Annotated in this window: 16 protein-coding genes and 1 rRNA gene; 4 read left to right on the forward strand and 13 right to left on the reverse strand. The window is 69.6% G+C overall.

Annotation, left to right across the window (positions count from 1 at the left end; all coding sequences use genetic code 11):
- Positions 1 to 51: 51 nt before the first annotated feature.
- The 4 genes from AB8735_RS09780 to AB8735_RS09795 all read right to left on the reverse strand — a co-directional run bounded on the left by AB8735_RS09780 (position 52) and on the right by AB8735_RS09795 (position 3,742).
- Positions 52 to 1,577: ribosomal RNA gene (locus AB8735_RS09780) — 16S ribosomal RNA — on the reverse strand.
- Between the two features lie 556 nt (positions 1,578 to 2,133).
- A complete protein-coding gene (locus AB8735_RS09785; protein ID WP_344030856.1) occupies positions 2,134 to 2,784 on the reverse strand; it encodes a DNA-3-methyladenine glycosylase in 651 nt (216 codons plus the stop codon).
- A 38-nt stretch (positions 2,785 to 2,822) separates the two neighbouring features.
- The gene (locus AB8735_RS09790) at positions 2,823 to 3,254 is read right to left on the reverse strand and encodes a barstar family protein (RefSeq protein ID WP_344030858.1); all 432 of its coding nucleotides are present in this window, start codon (positions 3,252 to 3,254) and stop codon (positions 2,823 to 2,825) included.
- Positions 3,251 to 3,742, reverse strand: coding sequence for a ribonuclease domain-containing protein (locus AB8735_RS09795; RefSeq protein ID WP_372406670.1), 492 nt, complete (start codon positions 3,740 to 3,742; stop codon positions 3,251 to 3,253). Before AB8735_RS09795 ends, AB8735_RS09790 begins: the two co-directional genes overlap by 4 nt.
- A 46-nt stretch (positions 3,743 to 3,788) precedes the next feature.
- Here AB8735_RS09795 and AB8735_RS09800 point away from each other — a divergent pair, with 46 nt between their 5' ends.
- Positions 3,789 to 4,358, forward strand: a complete 570-nt coding sequence (locus AB8735_RS09800) for a YbhB/YbcL family Raf kinase inhibitor-like protein (protein WP_372406672.1) — start codon at positions 3,789 to 3,791, stop codon at positions 4,356 to 4,358.
- Positions 4,359 to 4,665: 307 nt separating this feature from the next.
- Here AB8735_RS09800 and AB8735_RS09805 read toward each other — a convergent pair whose 3' ends face one another.
- The 4 genes from AB8735_RS09805 to AB8735_RS09820 all read right to left on the reverse strand — a co-directional run bounded on the left by AB8735_RS09805 (position 4,666) and on the right by AB8735_RS09820 (position 7,899).
- Positions 4,666 to 5,433, reverse strand: coding sequence for a sulfite exporter TauE/SafE family protein (locus AB8735_RS09805; RefSeq protein ID WP_372406673.1), 768 nt, complete (start codon positions 5,431 to 5,433; stop codon positions 4,666 to 4,668).
- A gap of 122 nt (positions 5,434 to 5,555) precedes the next feature.
- Positions 5,556 to 6,488: an SPFH domain-containing protein gene (locus AB8735_RS09810; RefSeq protein WP_344030863.1), complete on the reverse strand. Its 933-nt coding sequence runs from the start codon at positions 6,486 to 6,488 to the stop codon at positions 5,556 to 5,558.
- Positions 6,489 to 6,606: 118 nt separating this feature from the next.
- The gene (locus tag AB8735_RS09815; RefSeq protein WP_344030907.1) at positions 6,607 to 6,963 is read right to left on the reverse strand and encodes an NfeD family protein; all 357 of its coding nucleotides are present in this window, start codon (positions 6,961 to 6,963) and stop codon (positions 6,607 to 6,609) included.
- 126 nt (positions 6,964 to 7,089) lie between these two features.
- Positions 7,090 to 7,899, reverse strand: coding sequence for an ABC transporter ATP-binding protein (locus tag AB8735_RS09820; RefSeq protein ID WP_344030865.1), 810 nt, complete (start codon positions 7,897 to 7,899; stop codon positions 7,090 to 7,092).
- 90 nt (positions 7,900 to 7,989) lie between these two features.
- Here AB8735_RS09820 and AB8735_RS09825 point away from each other — a divergent pair, with 90 nt between their 5' ends.
- A complete protein-coding gene (locus AB8735_RS09825; protein ID WP_344030867.1) occupies positions 7,990 to 8,796 on the forward strand; it encodes a hypothetical protein in 807 nt (268 codons plus the stop codon).
- Positions 8,797 to 8,865: 69 nt separating this feature from the next.
- On the opposite strand, the gene AB8735_RS09830 is transcribed toward AB8735_RS09825, so the two are convergent.
- From AB8735_RS09830 to AB8735_RS09845, 4 genes are all read right to left on the reverse strand, one after another.
- Entirely contained in the window at positions 8,866 to 9,114 is a 249-nt protein-coding gene (locus tag AB8735_RS09830) for a chaplin (protein WP_372406674.1), read from the reverse strand.
- 187 nt (positions 9,115 to 9,301) lie between these two features.
- Complete coding sequence (locus AB8735_RS09835) at positions 9,302 to 9,547, reverse strand: chaplin (protein WP_372406675.1); 246 nt, start codon at positions 9,545 to 9,547, stop codon at positions 9,302 to 9,304.
- Positions 9,548 to 9,719: 172 nt separating this feature from the next.
- Positions 9,720 to 10,367 carry a response regulator transcription factor gene (locus tag AB8735_RS09840; RefSeq protein ID WP_344030872.1) on the reverse strand — a complete coding sequence of 216 codons (648 nt, stop codon included), beginning with the start codon at positions 10,365 to 10,367 and terminating at the stop codon, positions 9,720 to 9,722.
- Positions 10,360 to 11,511, reverse strand: coding sequence for a GAF domain-containing sensor histidine kinase (locus AB8735_RS09845; RefSeq protein WP_344030874.1), 1,152 nt, complete (start codon positions 11,509 to 11,511; stop codon positions 10,360 to 10,362). Before AB8735_RS09845 ends, AB8735_RS09840 begins: the two co-directional genes overlap by 8 nt.
- 108 nt (positions 11,512 to 11,619) lie before the next feature.
- Here AB8735_RS09845 and AB8735_RS09850 point away from each other — a divergent pair, with 108 nt between their 5' ends.
- Positions 11,620 to 12,318, forward strand: a complete 699-nt coding sequence (locus AB8735_RS09850) for a nitroreductase family protein (protein WP_372406678.1) — start codon at positions 11,620 to 11,622, stop codon at positions 12,316 to 12,318.
- A 360-nt stretch (positions 12,319 to 12,678) separates the two neighbouring features.
- Positions 12,679 to 13,401 carry a transglycosylase SLT domain-containing protein gene (locus tag AB8735_RS09855; protein WP_372406681.1) on the forward strand — a complete coding sequence of 241 codons (723 nt, stop codon included), beginning with the start codon at positions 12,679 to 12,681 and terminating at the stop codon, positions 13,399 to 13,401.
- A gap of 90 nt (positions 13,402 to 13,491) precedes the next feature.
- Here AB8735_RS09855 and AB8735_RS09860 read toward each other — a convergent pair whose 3' ends face one another.
- Positions 13,492 to 16,122: an FHA domain-containing protein gene (locus AB8735_RS09860; RefSeq protein ID WP_372406683.1), complete on the reverse strand. Its 2,631-nt coding sequence runs from the start codon at positions 16,120 to 16,122 to the stop codon at positions 13,492 to 13,494.
- Between the last annotated feature and the right edge of the window lie 48 nt (positions 16,123 to 16,170).

The raw sequence follows: 16,170 nt of genomic DNA on the forward strand, positions 1-16,170 counted from the left end.
CATGAGCAACCGTGCAGAACGTTTGTCTGCAGTCGGCTATGTGCTCCTTAGAAAGGAGGTGATCCAGCCGCACCTTCCGGTACGGCTACCTTGTTACGACTTCGTCCCAATCGCCAGTCCCACCTTCGACGGCTCCCTCCACAAGGGTTGGGCCACCGGCTTCGGGTGTTACCGACTTTCGTGACGTGACGGGCGGTGTGTACAAGGCCCGGGAACGTATTCACCGCAGCAATGCTGATCTGCGATTACTAGCAACTCCAACTTCATGGGGTCGAGTTGCAGACCCCAATCCGAACTGAGACCGGCTTTTTGAGATTCGCTCCACCTCACGGCATCGCAGCTCATTGTACCGGCCATTGTAGCACGTGTGCAGCCCAAGACATAAGGGGCATGATGACTTGACGTCGTCCCCACCTTCCTCCGAGTTGACCCCGGCAGTCTCCTGTGAGTCCCCATCACCCCGAAAGGCATGCTGGCAACACAGAACAAGGGTTGCGCTCGTTGCGGGACTTAACCCAACATCTCACGACACGAGCTGACGACAGCCATGCACCACCTGTACACCGACCACAAGGGGGCGACCATCTCTGGCCGTTTCCGGTGTATGTCAAGCCTTGGTAAGGTTCTTCGCGTTGCGTCGAATTAAGCCACATGCTCCGCTGCTTGTGCGGGCCCCCGTCAATTCCTTTGAGTTTTAGCCTTGCGGCCGTACTCCCCAGGCGGGGCACTTAATGCGTTAGCTGCGGCACGGACGACGTGGAATGTCGCCCACACCTAGTGCCCAACGTTTACGGCGTGGACTACCAGGGTATCTAATCCTGTTCGCTCCCCACGCTTTCGCTCCTCAGCGTCAGTATCGGCCCAGAGATCCGCCTTCGCCACCGGTGTTCCTCCTGATATCTGCGCATTTCACCGCTACACCAGGAATTCCGATCTCCCCTACCGAACTCTAGCCTGCCCGTATCGAATGCAGACCCGGGGTTAAGCCCCGGGCTTTCACATCCGACGCGACAAGCCGCCTACGAGCTCTTTACGCCCAATAATTCCGGACAACGCTTGCGCCCTACGTATTACCGCGGCTGCTGGCACGTAGTTAGCCGGCGCTTCTTCTGCAGGTACCGTCACTTTCGCTTCTTCCCTGCTGAAAGAGGTTTACAACCCGAAGGCCGTCATCCCTCACGCGGCGTCGCTGCATCAGGCTTTCGCCCATTGTGCAATATTCCCCACTGCTGCCTCCCGTAGGAGTCTGGGCCGTGTCTCAGTCCCAGTGTGGCCGGTCGCCCTCTCAGGCCGGCTACCCGTCGTCGCCTTGGTAGGCCATCACCCCACCAACAAGCTGATAGGCCGCGGGCTCATCCTGCACCGCCGGAGCTTTCCACCACCAACCATGCGGTCAGCGGTCGTATCCGGTATTAGACCCCGTTTCCAGGGCTTGTCCCAGAGTGCAGGGCAGATTGCCCACGTGTTACTCACCCGTTCGCCACTAATCCACCACCGAAGCGGCTTCATCGTTCGACTTGCATGTGTTAAGCACGCCGCCAGCGTTCGTCCTGAGCCAGGATCAAACTCTCCGTGAATGTGTACCGGGCTGCGTTTAATTAAAAACTGCCGGTTCAACACTCGCGTTGAGCGGAACAGCCAGGCGGAATAAGCCCGGCCGTTCACAGCGTCCTCGCTGTGTTTTTCAAAGGAACCTCATCCCAACCGGTAAACCAGCCGGGACGGGGTTGTTTTATAGTCTGGCGTTGACTTTTGGCACGCTGTTGAGTTCTCAAGGAACGGACGCTTCCTTCGTACTCACCGAGACTCTCTCTCGGCTTTCCTCCGGGCGCTTCCCTTCGGTGTTTCCGACTCTATCAGATCTTTTTCCGTGCCGTTCCCGGCCCGGATTCAGAATCCGAATTCCCGTCGGAGGGGATGTCCATCACTTTAGCGGAATTTCCCGCCGACTCCCAATCGAGCCGGCCGGATCCATTCGAGCCCTGATTTCGGCACAGCGAAACCAAGCCCCGTCCGGGGATCCCGCGTAGTAGTGGTGGTACCGCCTATCGGTACAGACGCCCATGGCGCTGCCCGTCTCCAGCGGCTCGGGCTACGTTAGGCCCTTCCGGGGCCGGAGTCAAGCACTGCCGGTCAGGCCTTCGTCCGGGTGCGGTCCCGTGGGACATGTGCCCGGTACGGGCTCACCGTCCGGTCGCCGTCCACCCAGAAGCGCCAGGGGTGCGTCGCCCCTTCGCCGCCGACGCCCGTACGGGGGCCGTTGCGGATCGACGAGGTGGGGAGCGGCGTTCCCGCCAGGACGGAGAGGGGGGCCGCCGGACCGGCGCAGAGGTCCGTGCCGTTGAGGCTGCGGTCCACGTCGAGGGCGGTGGCCAGGCGGGCCGGGCCCTGGGCGAGGTCGCGGTCGTTGCGCGACTTGGGCCGACGGGCGCGGGCCAGGTCATGGCCCTTGAGCACCTCGCCCGCGCGCAGCAGCACACCGCTCGCCGCGCCCTCCGGGCCGCACACCAGGTTGAGACTGAACCACATCCCATAGATGAAGTAGACGTACGCGTGACCGGGCGGGCCGAACATGGCCGCGTTCCGCTCCGTACGTCCCCGGTAGGCATGCGATCCCGGGTCCGCCTCGCCCGCGTAGGCCTCGACCTCCGTGATGCGGAGCTCGATCGGCCCGTCGGGGCCCGTGCGGACGAGGGTGCGGCCGAGCAGGTCGGGGGCCACCTCGAGGACGGGCCGGTCGAAGAAGGCGCGGGCGAGCGGAGTGCGGTCAGGGCCGGAGGTCATGCCGGCCGAGGGTAGTGGAACGGCCGGCCCCCCGTGGGTCAGGCGAGCAGGACCGCCATGGGGGTCTGCCGGCCCGTCCAGTACCCGACGGCGTCGGTGAGGATCGTCCTCGCGACGGAGGCCGCCTCGGGGGCGGCCTTCTGGAAGGCGTCCCAGTCCTCCGCGACGAGGAGATAGCCGTGCGGCTCGCCGTCCTTGCGCCACCAGGAGAGGTCGGTGAGGCAGTCCGCGAGGGCGTCCCAGTTGTGGCCGAACCACCCGGGGAAGCCCAGGTCGGCGGCGCAGCGGTCGAGGAAGGCGGTCTTGTCCCCGATGCCGTCGAGGTGGAGCCGGGCCGTGCGCCAGCCCGCGTCGGCGGCCTGCGCCGCGGCGTGTTCGGGGGTCTCGGTGACGGGCAGCCGATAGAGACCGGGCGGGACCGAGCCGGTGAGGAGCCCGGGGACGCCGGGGGCGGGGAGTTGGCTGGTCATGGGTGCACCACCGCTTCGAAGGTCTTGTAGTGGTCGCCGGTGTAGTAGCGCTCGGAGTGACTGCCGGTCACGATGCGGCGGGCGCCGCGGTTGCGGGCCTCAGGGGTGGGGACCGTGTACTCGTGGTAGTAGCCGCGGGACTGCTTGGGCAGCCGGTTCTCGTAGTTGCCGAAGACCGTGCCGTCCTTGGGGTACGGGAACGGCCCGCCCTTGTCGATGAGTTCCAGGGTGCGTCTGGCTTCGGGCGGGAGCTTGTCCGGGGTGACGGTCCGCATGCCCTTGGCCCAGGAGGGGGTGGTGCCGGAGCCGCCGGTGGTTCTGCCGGAGGAGGTTGTGGCCGGTGCCTTTGCGGACTTGCCGTGGTCACCGGAGGAGCAGGCGGGGAGGAGGAACAGGGGCAGGGCGGCGAGGAGCACGGTGAGGGAGCGCAGGGCGCGGCCGGCCGGTCGTCGTCCGCCTCGTCGGAACATACGTCGAAGCACGTCCATATGGTCGCAGCCCGCGTCGTCCGTGCCTCGCTAGGCTGGCGCCCTCATGTCCGTGCGTACTGGAGGTGTCTCCGTGTCAGCTGGTCAGGGCCGTCCGCCGCTCCCCCACGATTTCTTCCCGCCGGTCCCCTCGTTCACGGTGGTGAGCGAGGACGTCGAGCCCGGGGCGCGGCTCCGCGACGGCCAGGTCCTCAGCGGGGGCAACACCTCTCCCCAACTGCGCTGGGAGGGCTTCCCGGAGGGGACGAAGAGCTTCGCCGTGACCTGCTTCGACCCCGACGCCCCCACGGGCAGCGGGTTCTGGCACTGGGTCCTCTTCGACCTCCCCGCGACGGTGACCGAACTGCCGGCGGGGGCCGGGAGCGGTGACATGAAGGGGCTGCCGGCGGGGGCGGTGCACGTCCGGAACGACTACGGGACGCGGGACTTCGGGGGCGCGGCGCCGCCGGCCGGGGACGGCCCGCACCGGTACGTCTTCACCGTGTACGCCGTGGACCAGGAGAAGTTGGGGCCGGACGCGGCGGCGACGCCGGCGTTCGTCGGGTTCCATCTGCGGTTCCATGCGCTGGGGCGGGCGCAGTTGATCGGGGAGTACGAGGTGCCCGCGGCCGGCTGACCTGTGGCCCGGCGGCGGGCCGGGCGGCGGCCGGAAATTCCGTTGCGCGCCCTGGCCCGTGCCGCCACAGTGGTTCCTGCCGACGGCTTCGCATGCGGCCGTCGGGCGGCGGATACCGCAGTGGCGGGGGCGGGTTGGCGTGTCGCGCGTCGGCGCCGCCTGTCGGAGCCCTGGGCGTGGGCCCGGGGTGGCCTCGTCCGCTGCCGTGCGCTCCGGGCCCGCGTTTCTGACGGGGGAAGGGCCCGGAGCGTTTCCGTTTCCGCGGGGGTTTGCTCCTGACCCGTCCTTGAACGCCGGACAGGCTGATTCAGCGCAGCAGCAACTGCACGATCGCGACCACCCCCACCGTCACGATCACTCCCCGCAGCACCGTCGGGCTCAGGCGGCGTGCGACCTTCGCGCCCAGCTGGCCTCCCAGCGTGGAGCCCACGGCTATCAGCAGCACGGCCTCCCAGTTCACCTCCGCGACGAAGACGAAGAAGACCGCCGCGACGCCGTTCACCACCACGCCCAGGACGTTCTTGAGGCCGTTGATGCGCTGGAGGTCGTCGTCGAGCAAGAGGCCCATGAGGGAGAGGTACATGACTCCCTGGGCCGCGCCGAAGTAGCCGCCGTAGGTGCTGGCCAGCAGGAGGCCGAGGAGGAGGGCGACGCCGCCGTCCGCGTGCGGGGCGGTGCCGTTGCGTTCGTGGCGGCGGGCGAGCGCCCGGGCGAGCCGGGGCTGGAGGATCACCAGCACCAGCGCGAGCGCGATGAGCGCGGGGACGATCGCGTCGAACGCCCGCGACGGCAGGGCGAGCAGCAGGGCCGCCCCGGCGAGGCCGCCCGCCAGGGCGACGAGGCCGAAGCGGAGGATCCGGGCGCGCTGGCCGCGCAGTTCGCGGCGGTAGCCGACGACCCCGCTGACGCTGCCGCTGATCAGCCCCAGGGTGTTGGAGACGTTGGCGGTGACCGGCGGCAGTCCCGCGGCGAGCAGCACCGGAAAGGTGAACAGCGTGCCGGAGCCGACGACGACGTTGATGGTGCCGGCTCCGATGCCGGCCGCGAAGACCGCGAGTGCTTCCCAGATGGACAAGGCCATCTCCTTCGGATCAGTACGGCGCCTCCCCGCCATGGCAGGTCGGGGGGCCGTACTTGATCATGCACGAGAAGGAGCGGGAAGGATACGGCTGTTGAAGGAGTTGCTGGATACGGTCGTCAGTCGATCGGCGGCTCTTCGCGGCGCGGGCTCTCCTTGGTCGTCTTCACGACGCCCCGGGGGCCGCCGAAGTTGCCGACGGCGCCGCTGAGGCCCTTGAGGGCGTCACCGATCTCGCTGGGCACGATCCAGAGCTTGTTGGCGTCGCCCTCGGCAATCTTCGGGAGCATCTGGAGGTACTGGTAGGAGAGCAGCTTCTCGTCGGGGTCGCCGGCGTGGATGGACTCGAAGACCGTGCGGATCGCCTGGGCCTCGCCCTCGGCGCGCAGGGCCGCGGCCTTGGCCTCGCCCTCGGCGCGCAGGATCGCGGACTGCTTCTCGCCCTCCGCGGTGAGGATCTGCGACTGACGGATGCCCTCGGCGGTGAGGATCGCGGCACGCTTGTCACGGTCGGCGCGCATCTGCTTCTCCATCGAGTCCTGGATGGAGGTGGGCGGTTCGATCGCCTTGAGCTCGACGCGGTTGACGCGGATGCCCCACTTGCCCGTCGCCTCGTCGAGGACGCCGCGCAGGGCCGCGTTGATCTCCTCGCGGGAGGTGAGGGTCCGCTCCAGGTCCATGCCGCCGATGATGTTGCGCAGGGTGGTGACGGTGAGCTGCTCGATGGCCTGGATGAAGCTGGACACCTCGTAGGTCGCGGCCCGCGCGTCCGTCACCTGGTAGTAGATGACGGTGTCGATGTTGACGACGAGGTTGTCCTGGGTGATGACGGGCTGCGGGGGGAACGGCACGACCTGCTCGCGGAGGTCGATGCGGTTGCGGATGGAGTCGATGAACGGGACGACGATGTTGAGGCCGGCGTTGAGCGTCCGGGTGTAGCGGCCGAAGCGCTCGACGATGGCGGCGCTGGCCTGCGGGATGACCTGCACCGTCTTCATGAGGGCGATGAAGACGAGCACCACCAGGATGATCAGGACGATGATGATCGCCATCGTGGCTCCTCGTGCCTTTGTCGTGGGTCGGGCGTGCCGGGATCGATCGTGTCCGGGGAGTCTTTCAGAACCGGCGGTGGCGTGCAGGCCGGATCCCGCCGCCCCCGTAACGGTCGTCTCACATCACCACCGCCGTCGCGCCGTCGATGTCGACGACATCGACCTGCTCTCCGGCCTCGTAGACATGGCCCCCGTCGAGGGCCCGCGCGGACCAGATCTCGCCGCCGAGCTTGATGCGCCCGCCGTGGCCGTCGACCCGCTCCAGGACGACGGCCTGCCGCCCCTTGAGGGCCTCGATCCCGGACTGCAGGGCGGGGCGGCGGGCACGCTGCCGGTTGGCGATCGGCCGGACCACGGCGATCAGGGCGACGGAGACGACGGCGAAGACGACGAACTGGGTCACCGTGCCCCCGCCCAGCGCGTCCGTGACGGCTGCCGCGACGGCTCCGACCGCGAGCATGCCGAACTCCGGCATCGCGGTCACGACCAGGGGGATGCCGAGCCCGACGGCGGCCACGAGCCACCACGCCCATGTGTTCACATGGTCATGGTAGGCGCGTGGGAGGGGTCACCGACAGGGCTCCTCGGCCCTACGGGGGGCTTACGAGAGCGGCAGGCCGTGCGCGGTCCAGCGGTCGCCGCGGCTCTCGACGACCAGGGGGAGGCCGAAGCACTTGGACAGGTTGCGGGAGGTGAGTTCGAGCTCGATGGGACCGGCGGCGAGCACCTGGCCCTGACGGATCATCAGGACGTGGGTGAAGCCGGGGGCGATCTCCTCGACGTGGTGGGTGACCATCACCATCGAGGGGGCGAGCGGGTCCCGGGCGAGCCGGCCGAGGCGGCGCACCAGGTCCTCGCGGCCGCCGAGGTCGAGGCCCGCGGCGGGCTCGTCCAGCATCAGCAGCTCGGGGTCGATCATCATCGCGCGGGCGATGAGGGTGCGCTTGCGCTCGCCCTCGGAGAGGGTGCCGAACTTCCGGTCCAGGTGCTCGGTCATGCCGAGCACGTCGAGGAAGGCGCGGGCGCGCTGCTCGTCGACGGTCTCGTAGTCCTCGCGCCAGGTGGCGGTCATGCCGTACGCCGCGGTGAGCACCGTCTGCAGGACGGTCTGGGTGCGCGGCAGCTTGTCGGCGAGGGCGATGCCCGCCATGCCGATGCGCGGCCGCAGTTCGAAGACGTCGACCGAGCCGAGCGTCTCGCCGAGGATCCGTGCCGTGCCCTTGGTCGGGAAGAGGTAGCTGGAGGCGACATTGAGAAGCGTGGTCTTGCCGGCGCCGTTGGGGCCGAGGATCACCCAGCGCTCGCCCTCCTTGACCGACCAGGAGACCTGATCCAGCAGAGCCCGGCCCTCGCGGACCACGGATACGTCCACCAGTTCCAGTACATCGCTCATGAGCGCGTTGTCTCCCATTGCAGTTCGTCGTCGCTGGCGCCTGTCGGCGCAGCCCCCAGGGAAAACCTACGCCACCTGCCGTCGTCGCCAGTCCCTAGGCTGGGGCACATGCTCGATGAACATCGCTCAGGCCGGCTGACAGCCTGGGGAAATGCCCTGCTTGCCGGATTTGCCGCACCTGATGACGTGGCGCTCCGTATCACCGGGGAGGACGCCGTCCACCGGGTCGTCGGCCTGCCGGGTGAATCCGGGCCCGTGGGCCTGACCCTCGCACTGGGCAGACTGCGCGCGCTCGGCGCGGCGGGGCTGCGGCTGGCGCTGCCGGCGCCCGGGCACCCGCTGGGGCTGAGCGGGCCGCCGGAGTTCAACGCCCTGGCCCTGGAGGCCGGCGAGGCGGTCGTCGCCGTGGGAACGGGCCTGGGGCTGGTGCCCGAGGTGCACGCGGCGGGGCCCGAGGGCGACGAACACGTGGAGGTCCTCTGGCAGTGCCTGCCGGTGCGCGAGGCGCCGCCGGCGGATGTGCCGTCGCTGGGCGAGGCGGAGCGGGAGCTCGCGGAGGCGCTGCGGGAGGCGACGGAGGTGCTCACCCGGCTCGACGTGGCGGGCTCGGGGCCGGCGGCCGAGGCGGCGCTGGAGGCGTACCGGGCAAGGGCGGGGCGCGGGAAGGAGATCCTTGCGCCGGGATATCCGCCGCGCGCGGCGCGCGTGCTGGAGCTGGCGCAGCGGGTGGGCGCGCTGGTCGCCATCGCGAGCGGATCGGGGGACGGCGGCGGCCGGGAGCACGGGGCCGCCGTGAGCGCGGCCGAGATCACGGCACGGGCGGCGGCGCTGCGGCCCGTGGAGCGCACGGCCCGGCGGGCCCAGGTGGCCGCGTACAACGCGCTGCTGGAGGAGCGGGAGCGCGGCAGGCCATAAAAGAAGCCATGAAGGAAGCGGCCACGGACAAGGCCCCGCGGACCGAGGGTCCGCGGGGCCTTCCGGGCGTCACTTGCTGATGCAGACGTTTCCGAATGTCGGGTTCAGGAGCCCGATGATGTCGATCGTGTTGCCGCAAGCGTTGATCGGCACGTCCAGGGGGATCTGGATGACGTTGCCGGAAATGACGCCGGGCGAGCCCTTCGCGACACCGTGGGCGCTGGAGCCTTCGTCGTGCGCGACTGCAGTACCGACGGAGGCGCCGACGGCGACGCCTGCGGCGGCCAGAACGAGAGCGGCCTTTTTGGCTCGGTTCATGGGTGTCTTCCTTTGCTGGTGACCTCGCGGCCCCGGTGACGGAGTCGCGCCCTGATGAACGCCACCGCACCACCGACGGCACGGCCGTCAGTGGCGTTTGCCCTCGTTCGGGCGATTGATCACCCTCGGACGTCGGCCCCGCAGGGGCGGGGCCGACCGACCGGGCGGGTGACCGCCGGGGGTGCCGTTAATCGTTGACGCAGTCGTTTCCGTGCGCCGGGTTCAGCAGGCCCACGACGTTGATGGTGTTGCCGCACACGTTCACGGGGACCTCGACGGGCGCCTGGATGACGTTGCCGGAGACCACGCCGGGGGAGTTCTTGGCAAGGCCGTCCGCGCCGTGCGAGGTGTGCGCGGAGGCGACACCACCGGCGAGGGCGGCGAGACTGCCGGCCGCGAGCGTGACGGCAGCTGCCTTCTTCATGTTCTTCACTCTTCCTCTGACCTTCCTGGAACGTCCCACGGCCAGCCGCCGCGGTTACGCCATGGAAAACGGGCCACCGCCATCCGGGTTATCGGCTCCGGCGGACAATCACACGACCGCATGAACCGCTCGTCGGAATGAGACGTTCCGGATAGACGGCAGCCCGCTCCCACCAGGCAGATCAGTCGCCGACCCCGTGCCGGACCGCCCAGAGGGCCGCCTGGGTGCGGTCGGCGAGGTCGAGCTTCATCAGGATGTTGGAGACATGCGTCTTGACCGTCTTCTCCGAGAGCACCAGCGCACGGGCGATCTCCCGGTTGGACCGGCCGTCGGCGATCAGGGCGAGCACCTCGCGCTCGCGCTCGGTGAGCGCGTTGCCCCGCCCCTGGCCGCCGCCCGAGTCGTCCTGGGTCAGCAGCGCACCGGCCACCTCGGGCTGGAGCAGGACGTGCCCGGCGTGCACCGAGCGGATGGCACCGGCGAGCGCGTCGGGGTCCACGTCCTTGTAGACATAGCCCGCGGCCCCAGCCTTCAGGGCCGGGATCACCGTGCGCTGCTCGGTGAAGCTGGTGACGACCAGCACCCGGGCGGGGCTGTCCAGGGCGTGGAGCCGGCGCAGCGCCTCGATGCCGTCCATGCCGGGCATCTTCACGTCCAGGAGGATCACATCGGGCCGCAGCTCCTCGGCGCGGGCCACGCCCTCGGCGCCGTCGGCCGCCTCCCCCACCACCTCGATGTCGTCCTGGATCTCCAGGAAGGTGCGCAGGCCCTTGCGGACCACCTGGTGATCGTCCACCAGCAGAACCTTGATCGTGTGGCCCTCAGCCACCGGGCACCTCCATCTCGATCGCGGTGCCCTGTCCGGGCTCCGAGACAACCTTCAGCCTGCCGCCGACCCCGTTGGCCCGGTCCCTCATGGAGACCAGGCCCAGGTGGCGGCCCGCCTGCCGGACGGCGGACGGGTCGAATCCGCTTCCGTCGTCGGCCACCCGCAGCGTGGCGCCCTGGCCCCGCCGGGCGAGGGTGACCTCGACGTGCTCCGCGCCGGAGTGGCGCAGGGCGTTGTGGAGGGCCTCCTGGGCGACGCGCAGCAGTGCCTCCTCCTGGGAGGCCGGCAGCGCCCGCATCCCGTGGGCGGCAAAGCCGACGCTCGCGGCGTGGGCCCGGTCGAGCACCTTGACCTGGGTGCGCAGGGTGGCGACCAGCCCATCCTCGTCGAGCCCGGCCGGGCGCAGTTCGACCACCGCGGCGCGCAGCTCGTCGGTGGCCTCGGCGGCCAGATGGGCGACCTGGTGCAGCTGGTCCTTGGCGCGGCCCGGGTCGCGGTCCACCAGGGCGGTGGCGGCCTGGGCCGTCAGCCGCAGGGAGAACAGCTTCTGAGCGACGGCGTCGTGCAGCTCGTGGGCGAGCCGGGCGCGCTCGTCGGCGATGGTCAGCTCGCGGCTGCGCTCGTAGAGACGGGCGTTGGTCAGGGCGATGGCGGCGTGCTGGGCGAGGACGGCGAGCAGCTCCTCGTCCTCGTCGGTGAAGCCGCAGCCGACGCCGGTGCCGCCGTGCTTGTACGCCTTGTTGGCGAGGAAGAGGACGGCGAGGTTCTCGTCCCCGTCGGCGACGGGCATGCCGAGGAAGTCGCCCATCTCGGGGTGGGCGTCGGGCCAGCCGCCGAAGCGGGGGTCCTTGCGGACGTCGGCGAGCCGCTGGGGGTTCTTGTCCTCCAGCATGGCGGCGAGGATGCCGTGCTGGCGGGGCAGCGGGCCGATGGCCTTCCACGTCTCGTCGCTGACGCCGTCGACGACGAACTGGGAGAAGCCTCCGTGGTCGTCGGGAACGCCGAGGGCGGCGTACTGGGCGTCGAGCAGCTCGCGTGCGGAGACGACGATCGTCTTGAGGACGTCCCGCACCTCCAGATGTCTGCTCATCGCGAGGATCGCGGCGCTCACGGCGGAGAGGCCGGAGCGTGGGCCATGGGTCATGGGATCACCGTAGACCGCCGGGCGATCTCCGCGGATCGGACCGCTGGCGGGCGGGCGCTTACACCGCGCGCCCTAGGCCGAAGGGCCCTCCCGCGCCAGACTCGTGTCATGTCTATACCAACGCAGTGGACACCCACCCATGGCGATCCCTACCGGCCGGTCCCCTACCGGCCCGGCCGGATACCCGCCGACGAGTCGCTGGCCCGGGCCGCGGAGCTGCGCGCGCGCATGGCGGAGCGGCGGACCGTGCGGCAGTTCTCCGCCGACCCGGTGCCGGAGCAGGCGGTGCGGGACGCGATCGCCTGCGCGGCCACGGCGCCGTCCGGGGCGCACCAGCAGCCGTGGACGTTCGTCCTGGTCAAGGACGCCGAGGTGCGGGCGCGGATCCGGGCGGCGGCGGAAGAGGAGGAGCGCACCTCCTACGCCGGGCGGCTCGGCGAGGAGTGGCTGGCGGCCCTGCGGCCGCTGGGCACGGACGAGGTGAAGCCGCATCTGACGGACGCGCCGGCGCTGATCGTGGTCTTCCAGCAGCGCTACTGGCTGGGGGCGGACGGGGAGCGGCGCAAGCACTACTACGTGGACGAGTCGGTGGGCATCGCCGTCGGGATGCTGCTCTCGGCGCTGCACCTGTCGGGGCTGGCGGCCCTGGTGCACACGCCGAGCCCGATGCGGTTCCTGTCCGAGGTGCTGGGACGGCCGGTGAACGAGAAGGCGTTCGCGGTGATCCCGGTCGGCTATCCGGCGGACGACTGCCGGGTCCCGGGGCTGGTGCGCAAGAGCCTGGACCAGGTGCTGGTCGAGATCTGAGCCGGGTCCCCGCCGGGCCCGGCGGGGAGGTGCACCGAGGGTGCGGACACGGTCACACCGAGTGCGGCGGAGCACCGCCCGGTGTGACCCCGCACATAGGACGCACATCACCTACGACGGTGGATAGTGGACGGATAAACCGCCCGTAAAGAGGGGTGTGAGCGGGAGTCGGCCGGTTTTCCGGGGGGTCGCCCGAGGGGTTCCGCAACGAAGCGGGATAGTACGTCACATCTTTGCCAGGACTTTTTGCTGCCGCTAACAATTGCCCCGTCGCAGGGCGCCGTAGATCGATACGGCGCTTCTTTAACGCGCCGATCCGGGCCCGCGACCCCACGCGATTGGAAGAGGTTCAGCTCAGTCATGCGCTCCATCTCCGGCTATACCCGTCTCACGAAGGTCCACAAGTTCTCCGCGGCGGGCATCGCCGCGGCAGGCGTCGCCGCCGTGGCATTCGCGGTCGTCCCCGCCTCCGCGGAGGGTGACAAGCAGCAGGCGATCGCCGTGAAGCCGGTGGCGTGGAACGCCAAGACGTTCGGCACCGAGGACCAGCGGGCGGAGCTCGTGCAGCAGGCGGACAGCGCCGCCCAGCAGGCCCGCCACGAGGCCGAGGCCCGGAAGAAGTCCGAGGCCGAGGCGAAGGCCAAGGCGGACAAGGAGCGCGCCGAGAAGGAGGCCGCGAGCCGGTCCGCCGCGCGCAAGCCGGTCGAGGCGGAGACCGCCGCCCCCAAGGCCGCCCCGGCCGCCCCGGCCCCCAAGTCCTACGCGAACAACCTGGACGGCTGGATCCGCGAGGCCCTGGACATCATGGCCGCCAAGGGCATCCCGGGCTCCTACGACGGCATCTACCGCAACGTCATGCGGGAGTCGACGGGCAACCCGAACGCCATCAACAACTGGGACTCGAACGCCGCCGCCGGCATCCCCTCCAAGGGCCTGCTCCAGGTGATCGACCCGACCTTCCAGGCGTACCACATCGAGGGCACCTCCTGGAACATCTACGACCCGGTCGCCAACATCGCCGCCGCCTGCAACTACGCGGCCAAGACCTACGGCTCCATGGACAACGTCAACTCGGCCTACTGAGCCGGGCGGACACCAAAAGGGCGCTGCACCCGGTTTCCCGGGTGCAGCGCCCTTTTGCAGTGGCAATGCGGATTACTTCCGCATGATCTCTTACTTCCGCATGACTTCCGGCTCGTGCCGGCGCAGCAGGCGCGCGACCGCGAATCCGCAGGCGACGCCGAGCGCGACGAGGACGACCATGTCGATGCCCCACTGGCCGACCGTGTGGGCCCAGAGCGGGTCGAGGTTGTTCCGGTCGTTCTTGTCCATCGGCGCCATGATGTGCGAGAGGTCCAGCGTGGCACCGGCCGCGCCGATGGCCCAGCGGGAGGGCATCAGCCAGGCGACCTGCTCGACGCCCGGGGCGTCGTAGATCTTGAACATGATGCCGGTGAAGACGACCTGGACGATCGCGAACATCACCAGCAGCGGCATGGTCTTCTCCGCGGTCTTCACCAGGGAGGAGATCACCAGGCCGATCATCATGGACGTGAAGCCGAGGGCGATGATCACCAAGCAGAGCTCGGCGGCCGGCACGGCCTTGAGGATCAGCCCCTCCTCCGGCAGCTTGCGGATCGAGAAGCCGATGGCGGAGATGATCACGCCCTGGAGCGCGGTGATCGCGCCCAGGACGACGACCTTCGACATCAGGTACGCGGACCGGGAGAGGCCGACGGCGCGCTCCCGCTCGTAGATCACCCGTTCCTTGATGAGCTCGCGGACGGAGTTGGCGGCGCCCGAGAAGCACATGCCGACCGCGAGGATCAGCATGATCGTGCCGGCGTCCTGGTTGAAGTGGCCCTTGGCGGGGGCCCCGAGCCCGTAGTCGGAGGGGATCACACAGCTCACGCCGCCGAGCACGGCGGGCAGGATGAGCATGAGCCCCATGAAGCCCCGGTCGGAGGCGATCACCGACACATAGCGGCGCATCAGCGTCCACAGCTGGGAGCCCCAGCTCTGCGGCACCGGCGGCTTGACCACCTGCGGCTGGACATGGACGGACTGCGGCGCCACCGCGTCGATGTCCGCGGCGTACATCTGGTAGTGCTGGGAGCCCTTCCAGCGCCCGGCCCAGTCGTAGTCGCGGTAGTTCTCGAAGGCGGAGAAGACATCCGCCCAGGTCTCGTACCCGAAGAAGTTGAGCGCCTCCTCGGGCGGGCCGAAGTAGGCGACCGAGCCGCCGGGCGCCATGACCAGCAGCTTGTCGCAGAGCGCCAGTTCGGCGACGGAGTGCGTGACCACCAGGACGGTGCGGCCGTCGTCGGCGAGGCCGCGCAGCAGCTGCATCACATCGCGGTCCATGCCCGGGTCGAGGCCGGAGGTGGGCTCGTCCAGGAAGATCAGCGACGGCTTGGTCAGCAGCTCCAGGGCGACGGAGACGCGCTTGCGCTGGCCGCCGGAGAGCGAGGTGACCTTCTTGTCCTTGTGGATGTCGAGCTTGAGCTCGCGCAGCACCTCGTCGATGCGCGCCTCGCGCTCGGCGGGCGCGGTGTCGCCGGGGAAGCGCAGCTTGGCGGCGTAGCGCAGCGCCTTCCGGACGGTGAGCTCCTTGTGGAGGATGTCGTCCTGCGGCACCAGGCCGATGCGCTGGCGCAGTTCGGCGAACTGCTTGTAGAGATTGCGGTTGTCGTAGAGGACGTCGCCCTGGTTGGCCGGCCGGTAGCCGGTGAGCGCCTTGAGCAGGGTGGACTTGCCGGAGCCGGACGGGCCGATGACGGCGATCAGCGACTTCTCCGGGACGCCGAAGGAGACGTCCTTGAGGATCTGCTTGCCGCCGTCCACCGTGACGGTCAGATGGCGCGCCGAGAAGGAGACGTCGCCGGTGTCGACGAACTCCTCCAGGCGGTCGCCGACGAGCCGGAAGGCGGAGTGGCCGACGCCCACGATGTCGTTCGGGCCGATGACCTGCTGGCGGACCGGCTGGCCGTTGACGTAGGTGCCGTTGTGGCTGCCCAGGTCGACGATCTCGAAGCGGCCGTCCTGGCCGGCCCGGAACTCGGCGTGGTAGCGGGAGACCTGGAGGTCGGCGACGACCAGGTCGTTCTCCAGGGCACGGCCGATGCGCATCACGCGGCCGGCGGCCAGCTGGTGGAACGTCGTCGGGCTGCGGTCGCCGTGCGCGGGCGGGGCACCGGCCGCCGCGCCGGGCGGGAGGTGTCCCTGTCCCTGCTCCGGCGAGGATGCCTGGTGCGGGATGTGCGGCTGGGGCTGCTGCCAGGAGCCCTGGGGCTGCGGCTGCTGGTACGGCTGAGCCTGCGGCTGCTGCACGTACTGCTGTGGCTGGGCCTGCTGCGGCTGGGCCTGCTGCGGGGGCTGGTGCCCCCACCCGGCGGACGGCTGCTGGTACTGCTGCGGGTGCGGCTGCTGTGCCGCCTGCCCCTGCGGTGCCGCCAGCGCGGTCTGCGCGCTGAACAGGTCGGCCGCGGGTGCGGCGGCGGCCGCGGCGCCCGCGGTCAGCCGCGGGCCGTCCGTCGCGTTCCCCAGGTGCACGACCGAGCCGGGGCCGATCTCCAGCTGATGGATCCGCTGGCCCTGCGCATAGGTGCCGTTGGTGCTTCCCTGGTCCTCGAGGACCCAACTGCCGCCGTTCCAGCGGACGATGGCGTGCCGCCATGAGACGCGGGCGTCCTCCAGCACCATGTCGCCCTGCGGATCGCGTCCGAGGGTGTACGACCTGGACGGGTCCAGCGTCCAGGTCTGTCCATTCAATTCCAGTACGAGTTCAGGCACTCCATGCCCCACTACTTGTCCCCCGATGTATCCCCCGCACAGGGAGTCTGCACAGGGAGT

The sequence above is a fragment of the Streptomyces luteireticuli genome (assembly GCF_041519305.1).
GTDB classification, from domain to species: domain Bacteria; phylum Actinomycetota; class Actinomycetes; order Streptomycetales; family Streptomycetaceae; genus Streptomyces; species Streptomyces luteireticuli.